Genomic DNA, 17662 nt, shown 5'->3' with positions numbered 1-17662 from the left:
CTGGCTTGCCAGCGATGGCGTCGGGTCAGGCAACGCTGACCTTGCGGCCCAACACCGTGGTCCAGCGCTCGGAAAGAATCACCCCGCCCAACGTCAGCAGACCACCGACCAGGTGATACATCGCCAGCTGTTCCTTCAAGACCAGCGCTGCAATCAGCGCAGTGATCAGCGGCAGCAAGTTGAAGAACAACGTCGTCCGGCTCGGCCCCAGACGCTGTACGGCCTGCATCCACGCCAGCGGCGCGAGCATCGACGCCAGCAGGCACGCATACAGCACCAACGGAATGTTCTGCAGGGTCAGCCCGGTTTTCGGCGACATCGCGTACAGCGGAAACAGCACTACGATCGCCACCAGCACCTGCAAGTACAACAACACCAGTGGCGGCAGGCGCAGCTGCCATTTTTTCAGCAAGGTGCTGTAGATCGCGTAGGCGAGGGTAGCGATCAGCATCATCGCGTCACCCAGGTTCACGCCGTGTTGCAGCAGGGCGCCAAGGCTGCCTGACGAGACCACCACCAATACGCCGGCAAACGACAGCACCGCGCCAAACAAGGCGCCGGCGGTCAGGCGCTGGCCGAGGCTGATGATCGCCATGGTCAGCGACATCAGCGGCATCAGCGACAGGATGATGCCCATGTTGGTCGCCGTGGTCAGGGTCGCGGCAAAGTAGGCGAGGCTCTGATACACCGCCATGCCGAGCACGCCAAGGATGAAGATCTTGCCCAGGTTCGGGCGGATCTGCGGCCAGTGCGCGATGACCGCTTTGAGCATGAACGGGGTGAACAGCAGGCCGGCAAGCAGCCAGCGGTAGAAACCGATCTCGGCCGGGAAGATCGCCCCGACCGCCAGTTTGTTGATCACGGTGTTGCCGGCCCAGATGAAAATCGCCAGCAGGGGAAACGCGTATTGCATGGGTTAAAACCAGAACGTTGATGAACGGTGATTATCCCCTGTCTGGATGCAGCCCTATACTGCGAACCGGACAACCTGCCTCTGCAACCGGACAGCATGAACAGTAAACACATCGATCTGCTGGATTTCAGCGAACTGCCGTCAGCGGTGTACTTCCGCTACGCCGACTTCAACGCCCATGAATACGCCGCGCCGCACCGGCATCCGTGGGGCACGCTGGAGTACGCGGCGCACGGCGTGCTGCACATGGACGTCGATGGCAACCGCTTCATGTCGCCGCCGCAGTACGCGGTGTGGGTACCGCCGCAGGTCGAGCACAGTTTCTACAGCCACCAACCAGTCAACTATCGTGCGGTGTGCCTCGACCCCAAGGTCTGCGCCGAACTGCCGGCACGGGCCTGCACGCTGGCAATCAGCGACATCCTCAAGGCGATTCTCAAGGACTTCGCCGCACGCGATGTGAAAATCCCCGAACTCGAAGCCGACCGGCGACTGGCCCAGGTGCTGGTTGATCAACTGCAACAGGCGCCGGTGCATGAATGTTATCTGCCGTATGCGAGTAATCCCGGGTTGCTGGCGATTCTCGATGCATTGCAGGCCGATCCGGGCAGTAACCAACCGCTGGCGCACTGGGCGGCGCAGGTACACGTCAGCGAGCGCACGCTGGCCCGGCAGTTCGTGCGTGAGCTGGGGATGAGTTTCGGCGAATGGCGTCAGCGTCTGCGCTATCTGGCAGCGATCGAGGCGCTGGAAAGTTCGAAGAGCGTGCAGGAGATCGCCTTCGATCTGGGTTACAGCGGTGGCTCGGCCTTCATCGCCATGTTTGCCCGTCAGGCCGGATGCACGCCGGAGCAGTATCGGCGAAGCCACCTGGAAGGCGGGAAGGTGTAACAAGATTTGGCTACACTTCAGCAGAGGCCGCATCCATCGGTGCGGCGACAAGGAGAAAACTCCATGAAGATGTTGCGTGTCCCTTTGTTGATGATCGGTCTGCTGCTGTGCTCCCAGGGTTTCGCCGCCACCGCGCAGCAGAACAAAATGACCACCTGCAATGCCGATGCGACCGCCAAGAGCCTCAAGGGCGATGAGCGTAAGACTTTCATGAGCACCTGCCTCAAGGCTGCGCCGGCGGCCAACGATGCCAAGGCCCTGACCCCGCAGCAGGAAAAAATGAAAACCTGCAACGCCGATGCGAAAACCAAAGCCCTGACCGGTGATGCGCGCAAGACCTTCATGAGTGACTGCTTGAAGAAAAAATAACCCGCTTCTGTGGCGTGTCAGGGTCGACGCGTCCGCTTGAGATTTGCCCTCACCCTAACCCTCTCCCGGAGGGAGAGGGGACTGACCGCAGCGTCTCAAGAAACTCGTCGACTTGAAAGAAACCGGTCGATTATGGATTCCATGTCGCTGTTTCAGGTCACTGGATATGCAGAGCATCCCCAATCGGTTCCCTCTCCCGGAGGGAGAGGGAGAGGGAGAGGGAGAGGGAGAGGGAGAGGGCAAATCTCAAGAGACTTGTTGACCTGAAAAAACCGGTCGATTATGGATTCCATGTCGCTGTTTCAGGTCACTGGATATGCAGAGCATCCCCAATCGGTTCCCTCTCCCGGAGGGAGAGGGTTAGGGTGAGGGCAAATCTCAAGAAACTCGTCGACCTGAAAAAATCGGTCGATTTTGGATTCCATGTCGCTGTTTCAGGTCACAGGATACGCAGAGCATCCCCCAATCGGTTTCCTCTCCCTTTGGGAGAGGGCTAGGGTGAGGGGACCTGAAGCACCGCATATCCCTAGTGCTCTCTCTGGATCGCTGGCAGACTGCCAATCCTTTTACGCCGTTCGTTTTGAGGCTGTATGCCAACGTTTTCTGAGCGTCATGTTGTGTTCTGGGTCAGTTGCATCATTATTTTTGGCGGTTTGCTGCTGGTGCTGCCGCTGCGTTTGTTGCCCAGCCTGTTGGCCGGTCTGCTGGTCTATGAGCTGGTCAACATGCTCACCCCGCAACTGCAACGGCTGATCGAAGGCCGGCGCGCGCGCTGGTTGGCGGTGGCGTTGCTGGGCACGCTGGTGGTCAGTGTGCTGGCGCTGATCTTCGCCGGCGCTATCAGTTTCCTGCTGCACGAAGCAGAAAATCCGGGCGCTTCTCTCGATAAATTCATGGGCGTGGTCGATCGTGCGCGCGGGCAACTGCCGCCGTTTCTCGATGCCTACCTGCCTGCCAGCGCCGCCGAGTTCCGTGTCGCCATCGGTCAATGGGCGAGCAAGCATCTGTCCGAGCTGCAATTGGTGGGCAAGGACGCGGCGCACATGTTTGTCACCCTGCTGATCGGCATGGTCCTCGGCGCGATCATCGCTCTGCAGCGGATACCGGACGTGACCAAGCGCAAGCCGCTGGCCGCCGCCCTGTTCGATCGCCTGCACCTGCTGGTCCAGGCCTTTCGCAACATCGTCTTCGCACAGATCAAGATTTCCCTGCTCAACACGATCTTCACCGGGATCTTCCTCGCGGCGATCCTGCCGATGTTCGGCATCAAGCTGCCGCTGACCAAGACCCTGATCGTCCTGACCTTCCTGCTCGGCCTGTTGCCGGTGATCGGCAACCTGATGTCGAACACGCTGATCACCATCGTCGGTCTGTCGCTGTCGATCTGGGTGGCGGTGGCGGCGCTGGGCTATCTGATCTTTATCCACAAGCTCGAATACTTCCTCAACGCGCGCATCGTCGGCGGGCAGATCAGTGCCAAGTCGTGGGAGTTGCTGCTGGCGATGCTGGTGTTCGAAGCCGCGTTCGGCCTGCCGGGAGTGGTGGCGGGGCCGATTTATTACGCGTACCTGAAGAGTGAGTTGAAGCTGGGTGGGATGGTCTAAGGCCAGGCATCTGTAGCGAATGCATCTGTGGCGAGGGGATTTATCCCCGCTGGCCTGCGCAGCAGGCCCCTGCTTTCAAAAGTCGGGGCCGCTTCGCGACCCAACGGGGATAAATCCCCTCGCCACAAATGCTCTTCGCCACAGCGATTGTGATCAGGCCATTGCGCCGTAACGCTTCATCGCCTCAATCGCCAGACCGCTACCAATGCTGCCGAAGATATTCCCTTCAACATGCCGTGCGTTCGGCAACATCGCCGAAACACTGTTGCGCAGCGCCGGAATGCCGCTCGAACCGCCGGTGAAGAACACCGTATCGACCTGACTCACCGACACGTTGGCATCGTTCAACAGCTGCGTGACGCTGCCGCGCACGCGCTCAAGCAGTGCGTCGATGGACGATTCGAACAGGGCGCGGCTCAGCTCAACGCTCAGGCCGGGCTCGATCCGGTCCAGCGGCACATGGCGGCTGTCGGTGTGGGTCAGCTGGATCTTGGTTTCTTCGACTTCCATCGCCAGCCAGTGGCCGGCGCGCTGTTCGATCAGCTTGAACAGGCGGTCGATGCCGCCGGTGTCTTCGATGTCGTAACGCATGCTGCCCAGCGCCAGGGTGGATTTCTGCGAGTAGACCGAGTTGATGGTGTGCCAGGTCGCCAGGTTCATGTGGTGGCTGGTCGGCATGTAGGCGCCGCTCTTCATGCGGCTGCCGTAGCCGAACAGCGGCATCAAACCTTGCAGGCTCAGCTGTTTATCGAAATCGGTACCGCCGATGTGCACGCCGCCGGTGGCGAGGATGTCATCGTGGCGGTTGTCCATGCCGCGACGCTCGGGCGACAGGCGCACCAGCGAGAAGTCCGAGGTACCACCGCCGATGTCGACAATCAGCACCAGCTCTTCTTTTTCGATGGTCGACTCGTAGTCGAAGGCCGCAGCGATCGGTTCGTACTGAAACGACACGTCCTTGAAGCCGAGCTTGCGCGCCACTTCGACCAGGGTGTCTTCGGCTTCCTGGTCGGCCAGCGGATCGTCATCGACGAAGAACACCGGGCGACCGAGGACCACTTGCTCGAATTCCCGACCGGCGGCGGTTTCGGCGCGGCTCTTCAGTTGGCCGATGAACAGGCCGAGCAGGTCCTTGAACGGCATCGCGGTGCCGAGGACGCTGGTGTCGTGTTTGATCAGCTTGGAGCCCAGCAGACTCTTGAGCGAGCGCATCAGCCGGCCTTCGTAGCCTTCCAGGTACTCGTGCAGCGCCAGGCGACCGTACACCGGGCGGCGTTCCTCGATGTTGAAGAAGACCACCGACGGCAGGGTGATCTTGTCGTCTTCCAGCGCGATCATCGTGTCCATGCCGGGGCGCAGCCAGCCGACGGTGGAGTTGGACGTGCCGAAGTCGATGCCGCAGGCACGGGCTGGAGAGGCGTCTTTCATGTCTTTCGGTTCCGGTCTAAAAAACGGCCGCGCAGTGTATGTCAGTGCGCGACAGATTCGAAGGCCGGTCATCTGCTATTTCACGACTAAACTGCCTTGAAAGCCCAGACTTTGCCCCAAACTTGCTGGCATGGGCCGGCAGACACACCGGCGGTCACAAGAACCGTCGCCCACTGCCGATAAACTTCTGCAGCGCCACCCGGTCACAAACTTGAGATCGGTCAACCCGGCACGCGCGAATGAGCGCATGCTGGGCTCGGCGCGAAATCGATAACGGACGGTGATTCCTTCGATGGACTTCAAAGACTATTACAAGATACTCGGCGTGGAGCCGACGGCGGACGACAAGGCGATCAAGGCGGCCTATCGCAAGCTGGCGCGCAAATACCACCCGGATGTCAGCAAGGAAAAAGACGCCGAGGCCAAGTTCAAGGATGCCTCGGAAGCCTATGAAGCGCTGAAAAGCGCCGACAAGCGCGCCGAATACGACGAGCTGCGCCGCTATGGCCAGCACGGTCAGCCGTTCCAGGGCCCACCGGGCTGGCAGAGCCGTGGCGGCTTTGGCGGCGGCGGTGGCGACACCGGCGACTTCTCGGACTTCTTCAGTTCGATCTTCGGCAATCGCGGCCCCGGTTTCGGTGGCGGCGAAGGTCGGCAACAACGCAGTACCGGGCGCCGGGGACAAGACGTGGAAATGGAACTGCCGATCTTCCTTGAGGAGACGCTGGCGAACGAGTCGAAGAAGGTCACCTTCCAGGTGCCGCAATACAACGCCAACGGCCAGCACGTCAGCAACACCAGCAAGAGCCTGAACGTGAAGATCCCGGCGGGCGTGACCGACGGCGAGCGCATCCGCCTCAAGGGCCAGGGTGCACCGGGGATCGGTGGCGGGGCCAATGGCGATCTGTACCTGACCATTCGCTTTGCGCCGCACCCGAAATTCGATGTCGAAGGCGAAAACCTGATCATCACCCTGCCGCTGGCGCCGTGGGAACTGGCGCTGGGCGCTGAAGTGGCCGTGCCGACCCTGACCGGCAAGATCAACCTCAAGGTGCCGGCGGGCAGCCAGAACGGCCAGCGCATGCGCGCCAAGGGTCATGGTTTGAAAAACAAGGCCGGCGAGCGCGGTTATCTGTTCGTGCAGCTCAAAGCCGTGATGCCGAAAGCCTCGGACGATGAGGTCAAGGCGCTGTGGCAGGAACTGGCGAAGAAAGCCGCCTTCAATCCGCGAGAGAACTTCTGATTCGACGACGGAGTAGCCCATCATGAGCAGCCCCCTGATCGTTCAACTGGACTTGGCAGAATTCTGTGAGGCGGCCGATTTGTCGGATGCCTACGTGATCGAAATCGTCGAACACGGCATCCTCGAACCTCAGGGTGCACAGCCCCGGGAATGGCGCTTCACCGATTACGAACTGGCCTTGGCCAAACGTGCGGCGAAATTGCGCCGCGAACTGGAACTGGAGTGGGAAGGCGTCGCCCTGGCGCTGGATCTGCTGGAAGAAGTGCGCGAGTTGCGCGCCGAGAACCGCATGTTGCGCCAGCGCTTGGGGCGGTTGGTGGTTGAGTAGATAGCCTGAAAACTTTGTGTCGGTTGATTTGGCCTCATCGCTGGCAAGCCAGCTCCCACAGGGTTTTGGGTTGAGTTAGGGATTTCAGTTCGACGCAGAACCTGTGAGAGCTGGCTTGCCAGCGAAGAACGATTACACGGTCATTCTGATTCACCATTGAAAAAGGCCCCGAAGGGCCTTTTTTGTGCTCAAAACAAAAAGTACCGCTGTGCCATCGGCAACGTTTCCGCCGGTTCACACCAGAGCAACACACCGTCCGCCTTGACCTGATACGTCTGCGGGTCGACATCAATGTTCGGCAGATAATCGTTGTGGATCAGGTCGGTTTTCTGCACGTCACGGCAGCCTTTGACCACGCCGATTTTCTTCTTCAATCCCAACGCTTCAGGCAACCCGGCTTCCTGCGCCGCCTGACTGATAAAGGTCAGGCTGGTGGCATGTAGCGAACCGCCGTAACTGGCGAACATCGGGCGGTAGTGCACCGGTTGCGGGGTCGGGATCGACGCGTTGGCATCGCCCATCAGGCTGGCGGCAATCGCGCCGCCCTTGAGGATCAGCGTCGGTTTCACGCCAAAAAATGCCGGGCGCCAGAGCACCAGATCCGCCCATTTGCCGACTTCCACCGAGCCGACTTCGTGGCTGATGCCGTGGGTGATCGCCGGGTTGATGGTGTACTTGGCGATGTAGCGCTTGGCGCGGAAGTTGTCGTTGCCTGCGCCGTCCTGCGGCAGCGGGCCGCGCTGCTTCTTCATCTTGTCGGCGGTCTGCCAGGTGCGCGTGATGACTTCGCCGACACGGCCCATGGCCTGGCTGTCGGAGCTGATCATCGAGAACGCGCCGAGGTCGTGGAGGATGTCTTCGGCGGCAATTGTTTCGCGGCGGATGCGGCTTTCGGCAAATGCGACGTCTTCGGCGATGCTCGGGTCCAGGTGATGGCAGACCATCAGCATGTCGAGGTGTTCGTCGATGGTGTTGCGGGTGAACGGCCGGGTCGGGTTGGTGGAACTCGGCAGCACGTTCGGGAAACCGCAGGCCTTGATGATGTCCGGCGCATGGCCGCCACCGGCACCCTCGGTGTGGTAGGTGTGGATGGTGCGGCCCTTGAACGCGCCGAGGGTGGTTTCGACGAAGCCGGATTCGTTGAGGGTGTCGGTGTGGATCGCCACCTGCACGTCGTACTGGTCGGCGACGTTCAGGCAATTGTCGATGCTCGCCGGGGTGGTGCCCCAGTCTTCGTGCAGCTTGAGGCCGATGGCACCGGCCTTGACCTGCTCGATCAACGGCTCCGGCAGGCTGGCGTTGCCCTTGCCGGTGAGGCCGATGTTCATCGGGAACGCGTCGGCGGCCTGGAGCATGCGCGCCAGGTGCCACGGGCCGGAGGTGCAGGTGGTGGCGTTGGTGCCGGTGGCAGGCCCGGTGCCGCCGCCGATCATGGTGGTGACGCCGCTCATCAGCGCTTCTTCGATCTGCTGCGGGCAGATGAAGTGAATATGGGTGTCGATGCCGCCGGCGGTGAGGATCATGCCTTCACCGGCGATCACTTCGGTGCTGGCGCCGATGGCGATGGTCACGTCGGGCTGTACGTCCGGGTTGCCGGCCTTGCCGATCGCGGCGATGCGCCCGTCCTTGAGGCCGACGTCGGCCTTGACGATGCCCCAGTGGTCGATGATCAGCGCGTTGGTGATCAAGGTGTCGACCACTTCGGCCGCGAGCAACTGGCTCTGGCCCTGGCCGTCGCGGATCACTTTGCCGCCGCCGAATTTCACTTCTTCGCCGTAGGTGGTGAAGTCCTTTTCGACTTCGATCCACAACTCGGTATCGGCCAGGCGCACCTTGTCGCCGACGGTGGGGCCGAACATGTCGGCGTAGGCTTGACGGGAAATCTTCATGCTGCGTCCTTCAAGAAAATAGTGGTGAGCCATCGCCCCCTCACCCTGGCCCTCTCCCAGAGGGAGAGGGGACTGTTCGCGGTGGGGCGGCTATCGGCGATCAGCTCCGCAGAGGGGACTGTTCGCGGTGGGCCGGCTATCGGTGATCAGCTCCGCAGAGGCGACTGTTCACGGTGGGTCAGCTATCGGTGATCGGCTCCCTCTCCCTCGGGAGAGGGCTGGGGTGAGGGGTAGCGGAGCACGAAGATGTCAGAGATCACCCATGACCCGCCCGGCAAACCCGAACACCCGCCGGTGCCCGGCGTAATCCACCAGCTCCACCTCGCGGCTTTGCCCCGGCTCGAAGCGCACGGCGGTGCCGGCCGGGATATTCAGGCGCATGCCACGGCTGGCGGCGCGGTCAAAGGTCAGGGCGTCGTTGGTCTCGAAAAAGTGATAGTGCGAACCGACCTGGATCGGCCGGTCGCCACTGTTGGCGACTTTCAGGCTGAGGGTGCGGCGGCCGACGTTGAGTTCGATGTCGCCGGGCTGGATCTGGTACTGGCCGGGAATCATGGCCGGGCTCCTTGCAGGATCTTGTAATAGAGGGCGGTCGGGCGATAGGTGCCGTGCGGGTCGCAGGCGTAGTCGGGAATTTCACCGGCGCGGCTGTAACCCAGGGCCTTGTAGAAATCTTCGGCGGGGGAACCGGCCTCGGTGTCGAGGTAGAGCATGCCGCGCTTGTGCTTGGCCGCTTCGAGTTCCAACGCGCTCATCAATTGCTGGCCGAGGCCGCGTCGGCGGGCGTGTTCGCGCACCAGCAGTTTCTGCACTTCGGCGCGATTGAGACCGTTGGCCTTCTGGCACAGGCTCAGTTGCACGCTGGCCTGCACCTGTTCGTCCTTGACCACCACCCAGAGCAACACGCTGCCCTTGTTCACGTTGTCCTGGACCTCATCGAAATAGGCGCGGGCCTGGGCGGCATCGAGGTCGGCCATGAAGCCGACGCTGGCGCCATAGCCCACCGCATCGAGCAGCAGGTCGATCAGGCCCTGACGATAGTGCGCAAAACTTTCAGCGTTGACGCGGCGCAGTTGGGCAGCGTTCATCGGTATCACTCCTTGTTGGCGTCAGGCGGCTCCGCGCCGGGGTTGAGGGTCAGTTGCATGAACGTCAGGTCGAGCCAGCGACCGAACTTGGTGCCGACCTGCGGCATCTGGCCGGTGATGCTGAAACCGGCGCGCTCATGGAGACGAATGGAGGCGGCGTTGCCACTTTCGATGGCGGCGACCATGACATGTTTGCCGCAGGCCCTTGCCCGTTCGATCAGGGCGCCCATCAATTGCGGGCCAAGGCCATTGCCGCGTTGATCGCTGCGCACATAGACCGAGTGCTCGACGGTATGGCGAAAGCCGTCGAACGGCCGCCAGTCACCGAATGAAGCGTAGCCGAGCACTGCGTTGTCGCCGCCGACGATCACCAGAATCGGATACGCCTGGGCCTGACGCGCACTGAACCAGGCCTGACGGTTGCCGAGGTCGACCGCCGACTCGTTCCAGATCGCCGTGGTGTTGAGCACCGCATCGTTGTAGATGTCACGGATCGCCGGCAGGTCGGCGTGGAGGGCGTCGCGAATCGTGTAAGTCATGGCGCGGCCTCAGACGATCGGTTGGTGGACGGTGACCAGTTTGGTGCCATCGGGGAACGTCGCTTCGACCTGGATCTCGGGGATCATTTCCGGGATGCCTTCCATCACTTGCTCGCGGCTCAGCAGGGTGGTGCCGTAGTGCATCAGCTCGGCCACGGTCTGGCCATCACGCGCGCCTTCGAGCAGCGCGGCGGAGATGTAGGCCATGGCCTCCGGGTAATTGAGTTTCACGCCGCGGGCCAGTCGCCGCTCGGCGACGAGGCCGGCGGTGAAGATCAGCAGCTTGTCTTTCTCGCGTGGGGTCAGGTCCATTGTGTCGTTCCATCAGGGCAGATTTTTGAGGTTCTTGTGGGTGCGGGGTGCCAGTTGGAGCAGCCCCTCACCCTAGCCCTCTCCCGAGGGAGAGGGGACTGATCTCGGTTGTTTTCAATGGCCGGTTCAGTCAGCAGTATTCGTTCAGGCAGTTAAATTCATTTCAAACGACTCGGTCAGGCTCCCTCTCCCCCCGGGAGAGGGCGGGGGGTGAGGGGGGCTTTCAGGTGCTCCATATTCTCGGTGACACCGCCTCGCGATCCAGAAGCACCGGCCGCAGCAAACGCCATAAGTCGATGAGCCAGGCGCGGGCGAGCAATGCCTCACTGGCCAGACAACGGGCCACCAACAGCCCCGGCAATTGCGTAAGATCCCCTCGCACTTCGTGGCCCAGCGAGCGGCAGCGCTCAAGCAATTCAGCCTCAATCTCACCGGTGACCAACAACGTCGCAAACACCGGATTACCGTCCAGCCCGATCGGTGAATCAAGCAAGCCGTCACCGCCAACAACGCGCTGGCGCTCGTGCCAGAGCAATCGACCATCACGGCGAATATCCAGATGCGCCTGAAAGTGCCCGCGGTCGAAACGTTCGCCGCTGGCCGGGCGACCCAGCGCCACCACATCCCAGTAGAACAGCCGGGCATCGCCTTCCAGTTCAATCGAAGTGCTCAGCTCAGCCTGCGCCGCGCTGTAGACGATGGTTTCCTGCGGCAGCCATTCCAGCGTCGCCCCGGCCGCGACTTGCAAGTCGAGCTTCTGATAAGCCGGCCCACCCGCGCGATACCACTTCGCCGCGCCGGGGCTGGTGATCTGCGCCCAGGCGTGCGCTTCGACGCGGGCGCTGATGTCCAGTCGGTCGCCGCCGGCAATCCCGCCCGGCGGGTGGACGATGATGTGTTGGCAGACTTCAGGTCCTTCGGCGTACAGATGCTTTTGCACCCGCAGCGGACCGATGTGCCGACGCTGAACCGGGCGCGTGCAGTCGCCGAAGCGGGCGTAGGCCAGCTCCAGCTCGGCATGCCAGCTCGGGGTAAACAGGGCAGGTGAAACAGTCGAATTCATGGTGTGTGATTATCGTTAGGAAGCTACAGATTAGAACGTTGCCTTAGATCGTGACCAGTCCGCGTACACCCTCGGCCTCCATATTTTCACCGCGACCTTGCTGGACGATCTCGCCCCGGGACATCACCAGGTACTGATCGGCCAGCTCGGCGGCGAAATCGTAGAATTGCTCGACCAGCAAAATCGCCATGTCGCCACGGGCTGCGAGTGTCTTGATCACCGCGCCGATTTCCTTGATCACTGACGGCTGGATGCCTTCGGTGGGTTCGTCGAGGATCAGCAAGCGCGGACGGCTGGCCAGTGCGCGACCGATTGCCAGTTGCTGTTGCTGCCCGCCGGACAAGTCACCGCCGCGACGCTGCTTCATTTGTAGCAGCACCGGGAACAGTTCGTAGATGAAACTTGGCACTTCTTTGGCTTCGCTGCCGGGAAACCGTGACAAACCCATCAACAGGTTTTCTTCCACGGTCAGCCGTCCGAAGATTTCCCGACCTTGCGGCACGTAAGCAATACCGGCGTGAACGCGCTGATGCGGCTTGAACGTGGTGATCGGTTTGCCCTCCCAATTCACCGCGCCTTCCTTGGCCGGCAACAGGCCCATCAGGCATTTGAGCAGGGTGGTCTTGCCCACGCCGTTGCGTCCGAGCAGGCAGGTGACTTCGCCGACCTTCACATCAAAACTGAGGCCCCGGAGGATGTGGCTACCGCCGTAGTACTGGTGCAGCTTGTCGACTTGCAGCATGTTCGAATTCCTTCTGTTGCACACAGAACCTTGTGGGAGCTGGCTTGCCAGCGATGAGGCCGCATATTCAGCAATGATGTCGACTGATCCACCGCGATCGCTGGCAAGCCAGCTCCCACAGGTTTTGTATTCGCAAACCTTAGCGGCCGAGATAGACCTCGATCACCCGCTCGTTTTCCTGCACCTGCTCAAGCGAGCCTTCAGCCAGCACGCTGCCCTGGTGCAACACGGTGACGTGGTCGGCAATCGAGCCGACAAAGCCCATGTCATGTTCAACCACCATCAGCGAATGCTTGCCCGCCAGCGATTTGAACAGCTCGGCGGTGAACTCGGTTTCGGCGTCGGTCATGCCCGCCACCGGTTCGTCGAGCAGCAGCAGTTGCGGGTCCTGCATCAGCAGCATGCCGATCTCCAGGAACTGCTTCTGGCCGTGGGACAGCAAACCCGCCGGGCGATTGACCGAGGTGGTCAGGCGAATGGTCTCCAGCACTTCGCTGATGCGATCACGCTGCTCGCCGCTCAACCGCGCACGCAAACTGGCCCACACCGACTTGTCGGTCTTCTGCGCCAGCTCGAGGTTTTCAAACACGCTGAGGGCTTCGAACACCGTCGGCTTCTGGAACTTGCGGCCAATGCCAGCCTGGGCGATCTGCACTTCGCTCATTTGCGTCAGGTCCAGGGTTTCACCGAACCAGGCCTTGCCGTGACTGGGCCGGGTCTTGCCGGTGATCACGTCCATCAGCGTGGTCTTGCCCGCGCCGTTGGGGCCGATGATGCAACGCAGCTCACCGACGCCGATGTACAGGTTGAGATTGTTCAGGGCGCGGAAGCCGTCGAAGCTGACGCTGATGTCTTCCAGGGTCAGGATCGTGCCGTGCCGGGTGTCGAGGCCCGGGCCGACGCGTTGGCCGAGGCCGATCGAGTCGCGGCTGGTGCCCTCGTCCTTGTTCGGCTCCACCGGAAAAAACGCCGGTTCCAGCATGAATTCGGCAGTGGCTGTCACTCTCATGATTCACCTCGTTTCTTCAGCAGACCGATCACGCCTTTGGGCAGGTACAACGTCACGACGATGAACAGCGCGCCGAGGAAGAACAGCCAGTATTCGGGGAAGGCCACGGTGAACCAGCTCTTCATGCCGTTGACCACGCCGGCGCCGAGCAGCGGGCCGATCAGCGTGCCACGGCCGCCGAGGGCCACCCACACCGCCGCTTCAATCGAGTTGGTCGGCGACATTTCGCTGGGGTTGATGATGCCGACCTGCGGCACGTACAACGCACCGGCCAGTCCGCACAACACCGCGCTCAACACCCAGACAAACAGCTTGAAACCGCGCGGGTCGTAGCCGCAGAACATCAAGCGGTTTTCTGCATCGCGCAGCGCGGTCAGCACTCGGCCGAACTTGCTCTGCGCCAGGCGCCAGCCGATGAACAGACTGGCGACCAGCAACAGCACCGTGGCCAGAAACAACACCGCGCGGGTGCCTGGCTCGGTGATGCCGAAACCGAGGATCGTGCGGAAGTTGGTGAAGCCGTTGTTGCCGCCAAACCCGGTCTCGTTGCGGAAAAACAGAAGCATGCCGGCGAAGGTCAGGGCCTGGGTCATGATCGAGAAATACACACCCTTGATCCGCGAACGGAAGGCAAAGAAACCGAACACCAGCGCCAGCAGACCCGGTGCCAACACCACCAGGCACATCGACCAGACAAAGCTGCTGGTGCCGCTCCAGTACCACGGTAGTTCTGTCCACGACAGAAAAGTCATGAACGCCGGCAAGCCATCGCCGGCCGCCTGACGCATCAGGTACATGCCCATCGCGTAACCGCCGAGGGCGAAGAACAGGCCATGGCCCAGCGACAGCAAACCGGCGTAACCCCAGACCAGATCCAGCGCCAGGGCGACGATGGCGTAGCAGAGGATTTTGCCGACCAGCGTCAGCGTGTAGGCCGAGACGTGCAGCGCATTGTCCGGCGCCAACAACGACAGCAACGGCAGGGCGATCAGCAGCGCGAGAATCACCGCGCCGACCGCCATCGTGACTTTCGGTCCGGCCTTTTGTGTGGCCGTGACTAACAGAGGCTGATTCATCAGTCGATCACCCGTCCTTTCAGTGCGAAGAGGCCTTGCGGACGTTTCTGGATAAACAGAATGATCAGCGCGAGGATCAGGATTTTGCCGAGCACCGCACCGATCTGCGGTTCAAGAATCTTGTTGGCGATACCCAGGCCGAACGCGGCCAGCACGCTGCCGGCCAGTTGCCCGACACCGCCGAGCACCACCACCAGGAACGAGTCGATGATGTAGCTCTGGCCGAGGTCCGGACCGACGTTGCCGATCTGGCTCAGCGCCACACCACCGAGGCCGGCGATGCCCGAGCCGAGGCCGAAGGCGAGCATGTCCACGCGCCCGGTGGGCACGCCGCAGCAGGCGGCCATGTTGCGGTTTTGGGTGACGGCGCGGACGTTGAGACCCAGACGGGTTTTGTTCAGCAGCAGCCAGGTCAGTACCACCACGAACAGGGCGAAGGCGATGATCACGATGCGGTTGTACGGCAGCACCAGATTAGGCAGCACTTGAATGCCGCCGGACAGCCACGCCGGGTTTGCCACTTCGACGTTCTGCGCGCCGAACAGCAGGCGCACCAACTGGATCAGCATCAGGCTGATGCCCCAGGTAGCTAGCAGGGTTTCCAGCGGCCGGCCATAGAGGTGACGAATCACCGTGCGTTCCAGTGCCATGCCGATCGCCGCCGTGACAAAGAACGCCACCGGCAGCGCGATCAGCGGATAGAACTCGATGGCTTGCGGGGCATAGCGCTGGAACATCAACTGCACGACGTAGGTCGAGTAGGCGCCGAGCATCAGCATCTCGCCGTGGGCCATATTGATCACCCCGAGCAGGCCGAAGGTGATCGCCAGACCGAGCGCGGCGAGCAGCAGGATCGAGCCGAGGGACATGCCGCTGAACGCCTGCCCCAACACTTCGCCAATCAACAGTTTGCGTTTGACTTGGGCGAGGCTGGTTTCGGCGGCCGTGCGCACACCGCCATCGCTTTCGACGCCGGGTTCGAGCAAGCCTTCGAGGCGGGTGCGGGCCAGTGGGTCGCCGGTTTCCCCGAGCAGGCGCACGGCGGCCAGACGCACTGCCGGGTCGGTATCCACCAGTTGCAGATTGGCCAGGGCCAGGCTCAGGGCATCGTGCACGCCGGGGTCTTTTTCGCCAGCCAGTTGCTGGTCGAGGAATTTCAGCTGTGCGGGTTTCGCGCTTTTCTGCAATTGCTGCGCGGCGGCCAGACGGATTTTGGCGTCGGCGGCGAGCAATTGGTGGCTGGCCAGCGCGGTGTCGATCAGACCCCGCAGGCGGTTGTTCAGGCGCAGGGTTTTTGGCTGGCCGTCGATCGTCAGTTCGCCTTGTTGCAGGGCATTGATCAGCTCGACACGCGCCGGCTCGGGCTGCGCGGCCCAGGCTTCCAGCAGTTTGGCTTGTTGCACGGGGTTGGCGGCGACGAAGTCTTCGGCGTCGCCGGCAAAGGCAGTCATCGGCAACAGCAGTGCGATGATCAGAAACAAGCGGTATATGGCAGTGGGCATTAGTGGTGTCCTGTTCAACCGCCCCCTCACCCTAACCCTCTCCCGGAGGGAGAGGGGACTGACCGAGGTGTCTGGACGATGTACTGTGACCTGCAAATTCGAGCCGAACTCAGGCTTTGAAAAGCATAAAGATCGGCTCCCTTTCCCCCTCGACCCTTGGGGGAGAGGGTTGGGGTGAGGGGGAAAGGATCTCCGCCCCACCTCAAAACCCAAGTCGGACTCAGTTGCTCTTCACCGCATAATCCGGCTTCTTGTCGTTGCCCTGAATGAACGGGCTCCACGGTTGCGCGCGGATCGGCCCTTCGGTCTGCCACACCACATTGAACTGACCGTCGCTCTGGATCTCGCCGATCATCACCGGTTTGTGCAGGTGGTGGTTGGTCTTGTCCATGGTCAGGGTGTAGCCCGACGGCGCGGCGAAAGTCTGGCCGGCCAGCGCTTCGCGGACCTTGTCGACGTCGGTGGACTTGGCTTTCTCCGCTGCCTGCGCCCACATATGGATGCCGACGTAAGTGGCTTCCATCGGGTCGTTGGTCACCGCTTTGTCGGCGCCCGGCAGGTTGTGTTTCTTCGCATAGGCCTTCCAGTCCGCGACGAACTTCTTGTTCACCGGGTTCTCGACGGACTCGAAGTAGTTCCACGCCGCGAGGTTGCCCACCAGCGGCTTGGTGTCGATGCCGCGCAGTTCTTCTTCACCCACCGAAAACGCCACCACCGGTACGTCGGTGGCCTTCAGCCCCTGGTTGGCCAGTTCTTTGTAGAAGGGCACGTTGGAGTCGCCGTTGACGGTGGAGATGACCGCAGTCTTGCCACCAGCGGAGAACTTCTTGATGTTGGCGACGATGGTTTGATAGTCGCTGTGACCGAACGGGGTGTAGACCTCTTCGATGTCCTTGTCGGCGACGCCTTTGGAATGCAGGAACGAGCGCAGGATCTTGTTGGTGGTGCGCGGGTAGACGTAGTCGGTGCCGAGCAGGAAGAAGCGCTTGGCGCTGCCGCCTTCTTCGCTCATCAGGTATTCCACCGCCGGGATCGCTTGCTGGTTGGGCGCGGCGCCGGTGTAGAAGACGTTCGGCGACATCTCTTCGCCTTCGTATTGCACCGGGTAGAACAGCAGGCCGTTCAGCTCTTCAAACACCGGCAACACCGATTTACGTGACACCGAAGTCCAGCAGCCGAACACCACCGCGACCTTGTCCTGGGTCAGCAACTGCCGGCCCTTTTCGGCGAACAGTGGCCAGTTGGATGCAGGGTCGACCACCACCGGTTCGAGCATCTTGCCGTTGACGCCGCCCTTGGCGTTGATCTCGTCGATGGTCATCAACGCCATGTCTTTGAGTGAGGTTTCGGAGATCGCCATGGTGCCGGACAACGAATGCAGAATCCCGACCTTGATGGTCTCGGCGGCCTGGACAGTCCAGGTCATGCCCATCGCGGCAATGGATGCCGAGAGTGTGAAAGCCTTGATCAAACTGCGACGCTTCATTGTGCGATCTCCATGAACATTTAATTTTTCTGGTTGGCAGATGCGGACGACTGAAGGGAGGTTTGCAAGGGCTGTGCCCGGTCGGGATCCAACATGAAAATGCCGTCGCAGAGCGGTTGGGCGACGCCGCTCGCGCACCAGCAACGGACACGCTGAAGGCCGTGGTGCGCTTGTATGCGC

At 61.7% G+C, this 17662-nt stretch carries 18 protein-coding genes; 5 read left to right on the top strand and 13 right to left on the bottom strand.

Annotated features, from left to right (window positions below):
• Positions 1 to 25: 25 nt before the first annotated feature.
• Positions 26 to 913 (bottom strand): DMT family transporter, encoded by an 888-nt coding sequence (locus tag PseuLF5_RS18690; protein ID WP_340134289.1) that lies wholly within the window; start codon positions 911 to 913, stop codon positions 26 to 28.
• Between the two features lie 96 nt (positions 914 to 1009).
• On the opposite strand from PseuLF5_RS18690, the gene PseuLF5_RS18685 reads away from it, so the two are divergent.
• The 3 genes from PseuLF5_RS18685 to PseuLF5_RS18675 all read left to right on the top strand — a co-directional run bounded on the left by PseuLF5_RS18685 (position 1010) and on the right by PseuLF5_RS18675 (position 3777).
• Positions 1010 to 1804 carry an AraC family transcriptional regulator gene (locus PseuLF5_RS18685; protein WP_123470983.1) on the top strand — a complete coding sequence of 265 codons (795 nt, stop codon included), beginning with the start codon at positions 1010 to 1012 and terminating at the stop codon, positions 1802 to 1804.
• Positions 1805 to 1867: 63 nt separating this feature from the next.
• Positions 1868 to 2173: a PsiF family protein gene (locus tag PseuLF5_RS18680; RefSeq protein ID WP_007950613.1), complete on the top strand. Its 306-nt coding sequence runs from the start codon at positions 1868 to 1870 to the stop codon at positions 2171 to 2173.
• Between the two features lie 590 nt (positions 2174 to 2763).
• A complete protein-coding gene (locus PseuLF5_RS18675) occupies positions 2764 to 3777 on the top strand; it encodes an AI-2E family transporter (RefSeq protein ID WP_222833766.1) in 1014 nt (337 codons plus the stop codon).
• 153 nt (positions 3778 to 3930) lie between these two features.
• Here the strand turns inward: PseuLF5_RS18675 and PseuLF5_RS18670 are convergent, their stop codons facing one another.
• Entirely contained in the window at positions 3931 to 5205 is a 1275-nt protein-coding gene (locus PseuLF5_RS18670) for an Hsp70 family protein (protein ID WP_340134287.1), read from the bottom strand.
• A gap of 292 nt (positions 5206 to 5497) precedes the next feature.
• Here PseuLF5_RS18670 and PseuLF5_RS18665 point away from each other — a divergent pair, with 292 nt between their 5' ends.
• Together PseuLF5_RS18665 and PseuLF5_RS18660 are read left to right on the top strand one after the other, a co-directional pair.
• A complete protein-coding gene (locus PseuLF5_RS18665; protein ID WP_123470989.1) occupies positions 5498 to 6448 on the top strand; it encodes a DnaJ C-terminal domain-containing protein in 951 nt (316 codons plus the stop codon).
• A gap of 22 nt (positions 6449 to 6470) precedes the next feature.
• A complete protein-coding gene (locus PseuLF5_RS18660; protein ID WP_123470991.1) occupies positions 6471 to 6776 on the top strand; it encodes a chaperone modulator CbpM in 306 nt (101 codons plus the stop codon).
• A gap of 188 nt (positions 6777 to 6964) precedes the next feature.
• Here PseuLF5_RS18660 and ureC read toward each other — a convergent pair whose 3' ends face one another.
• The 11 genes from ureC to urtA all read right to left on the bottom strand — a co-directional run bounded on the left by ureC (position 6965) and on the right by urtA (position 17482).
• Entirely contained in the window at positions 6965 to 8665 is a 1701-nt protein-coding gene (gene ureC, locus PseuLF5_RS18655) for an urease subunit alpha (RefSeq protein ID WP_123470992.1), read from the bottom strand.
• 249 nt (positions 8666 to 8914) lie between these two features.
• A complete protein-coding gene (locus PseuLF5_RS18650) occupies positions 8915 to 9220 on the bottom strand; it encodes an urease subunit beta (RefSeq protein ID WP_123470994.1) in 306 nt (101 codons plus the stop codon).
• Positions 9217 to 9753 carry a GNAT family N-acetyltransferase gene (locus PseuLF5_RS18645; RefSeq protein ID WP_123470995.1) on the bottom strand — a complete coding sequence of 179 codons (537 nt, stop codon included), beginning with the start codon at positions 9751 to 9753 and terminating at the stop codon, positions 9217 to 9219. The genes PseuLF5_RS18650 and PseuLF5_RS18645 overlap by 4 nt, the downstream gene beginning before the upstream one ends.
• Positions 9754 to 9758: 5 nt before the next feature.
• Positions 9759 to 10292 (bottom strand): GNAT family N-acetyltransferase, encoded by a 534-nt coding sequence (locus tag PseuLF5_RS18640; protein ID WP_123470997.1) that lies wholly within the window; start codon positions 10290 to 10292, stop codon positions 9759 to 9761.
• 9 nt (positions 10293 to 10301) lie between these two features.
• Positions 10302 to 10604 (bottom strand): urease subunit gamma, encoded by a 303-nt coding sequence (gene ureA / locus PseuLF5_RS18635; RefSeq protein WP_003221215.1) that lies wholly within the window; start codon positions 10602 to 10604, stop codon positions 10302 to 10304.
• Between the two features lie 223 nt (positions 10605 to 10827).
• Positions 10828 to 11667: an urease accessory protein UreD gene (locus tag PseuLF5_RS18630; protein WP_267797334.1), complete on the bottom strand. Its 840-nt coding sequence runs from the start codon at positions 11665 to 11667 to the stop codon at positions 10828 to 10830.
• Positions 11668 to 11710: 43 nt separating this feature from the next.
• Positions 11711 to 12409: an urea ABC transporter ATP-binding subunit UrtE gene (gene urtE, locus PseuLF5_RS18625; RefSeq protein ID WP_123471001.1), complete on the bottom strand. Its 699-nt coding sequence runs from the start codon at positions 12407 to 12409 to the stop codon at positions 11711 to 11713.
• Between the two features lie 139 nt (positions 12410 to 12548).
• Positions 12549 to 13418, bottom strand: coding sequence for an urea ABC transporter ATP-binding protein UrtD (urtD, locus tag PseuLF5_RS18620; protein ID WP_123471002.1), 870 nt, complete (start codon positions 13416 to 13418; stop codon positions 12549 to 12551).
• Positions 13415 to 14494: an urea ABC transporter permease subunit UrtC gene (gene urtC / locus PseuLF5_RS18615; RefSeq protein ID WP_123471004.1), complete on the bottom strand. Its 1080-nt coding sequence runs from the start codon at positions 14492 to 14494 to the stop codon at positions 13415 to 13417. The genes urtD and urtC overlap by 4 nt, the downstream gene beginning before the upstream one ends.
• Positions 14494 to 15996, bottom strand: a complete 1503-nt coding sequence (urtB, locus tag PseuLF5_RS18610) for an urea ABC transporter permease subunit UrtB (protein WP_123471006.1) — start codon at positions 15994 to 15996, stop codon at positions 14494 to 14496. Before urtB ends, urtC begins: the two co-directional genes overlap by 1 nt.
• A gap of 220 nt (positions 15997 to 16216) precedes the next feature.
• Positions 16217 to 17482 carry an urea ABC transporter substrate-binding protein gene (gene urtA, locus PseuLF5_RS18605; protein WP_123471008.1) on the bottom strand — a complete coding sequence of 422 codons (1266 nt, stop codon included), beginning with the start codon at positions 17480 to 17482 and terminating at the stop codon, positions 16217 to 16219.
• Positions 17483 to 17662: the final 180 nt, after the last annotated feature.

The organism is Pseudomonas sp. LF-5 (assembly GCF_037626295.1).
Classification (GTDB): Bacteria; Pseudomonadota; Gammaproteobacteria; order Pseudomonadales; family Pseudomonadaceae; genus Aquipseudomonas; species Aquipseudomonas monsensis.
The sequence above is the reverse complement of the archived record's forward strand: the minus strand, read 5'-3'. Positions and strand labels throughout refer to the sequence as shown.

Excerpts from the sequence above, each read along its gene's own strand:
- PseuLF5_RS18670 (WP_340134287.1), bottom strand. The coding sequence starts at position 5,205 with ATGAAAGACGCCTCTCCAGCCCGTGCCTGCGGCATCGACTTCGGCACG.
- PseuLF5_RS18685 (WP_123470983.1), top strand. The coding sequence starts at position 1,010 with ATGAACAGTAAACACATCGATCTGCTGGATTTCAGCGAACTGCCGTCA.
- urtD (WP_123471002.1), bottom strand. The coding sequence starts at position 13,418 with ATGAGAGTGACAGCCACTGCCGAATTCATGCTGGAACCGGCGTTTTTT.
- urtE (WP_123471001.1), bottom strand. The coding sequence starts at position 12,409 with ATGCTGCAAGTCGACAAGCTGCACCAGTACTACGGCGGTAGCCACATC.
- PseuLF5_RS18645 (WP_123470995.1), bottom strand. The coding sequence starts at position 9,753 with ATGAACGCTGCCCAACTGCGCCGCGTCAACGCTGAAAGTTTTGCGCAC.
- PseuLF5_RS18665 (WP_123470989.1), top strand. The coding sequence starts at position 5,498 with ATGGACTTCAAAGACTATTACAAGATACTCGGCGTGGAGCCGACGGCG.
- PseuLF5_RS18675 (WP_222833766.1), top strand. The coding sequence starts at position 2,764 with ATGCCAACGTTTTCTGAGCGTCATGTTGTGTTCTGGGTCAGTTGCATC.
- PseuLF5_RS18690 (WP_340134289.1), bottom strand. The coding sequence starts at position 913 with ATGCAATACGCGTTTCCCCTGCTGGCGATTTTCATCTGGGCCGGCAAC.
- PseuLF5_RS18650 (WP_123470994.1), bottom strand. The coding sequence starts at position 9,220 with ATGATTCCCGGCCAGTACCAGATCCAGCCCGGCGACATCGAACTCAAC.
- PseuLF5_RS18660 (WP_123470991.1), top strand. The coding sequence starts at position 6,471 with ATGAGCAGCCCCCTGATCGTTCAACTGGACTTGGCAGAATTCTGTGAG.
- PseuLF5_RS18680 (WP_007950613.1), top strand. The coding sequence starts at position 1,868 with ATGAAGATGTTGCGTGTCCCTTTGTTGATGATCGGTCTGCTGCTGTGC.
- ureA (WP_003221215.1), bottom strand. The coding sequence starts at position 10,604 with ATGGACCTGACCCCACGCGAGAAAGACAAGCTGCTGATCTTCACCGCC.
- urtA (WP_123471008.1), bottom strand. The coding sequence starts at position 17,482 with ATGAAGCGTCGCAGTTTGATCAAGGCTTTCACACTCTCGGCATCCATT.
- urtC (WP_123471004.1), bottom strand. The coding sequence starts at position 14,494 with ATGAATCAGCCTCTGTTAGTCACGGCCACACAAAAGGCCGGACCGAAA.
- urtB (WP_123471006.1), bottom strand. The coding sequence starts at position 15,996 with ATGCCCACTGCCATATACCGCTTGTTTCTGATCATCGCACTGCTGTTG.
- ureC (WP_123470992.1), bottom strand. The coding sequence starts at position 8,665 with ATGAAGATTTCCCGTCAAGCCTACGCCGACATGTTCGGCCCCACCGTC.
- PseuLF5_RS18630 (WP_267797334.1), bottom strand. The coding sequence starts at position 11,667 with ATGAATTCGACTGTTTCACCTGCCCTGTTTACCCCGAGCTGGCATGCC.
- PseuLF5_RS18640 (WP_123470997.1), bottom strand. The coding sequence starts at position 10,292 with ATGACTTACACGATTCGCGACGCCCTCCACGCCGACCTGCCGGCGATC.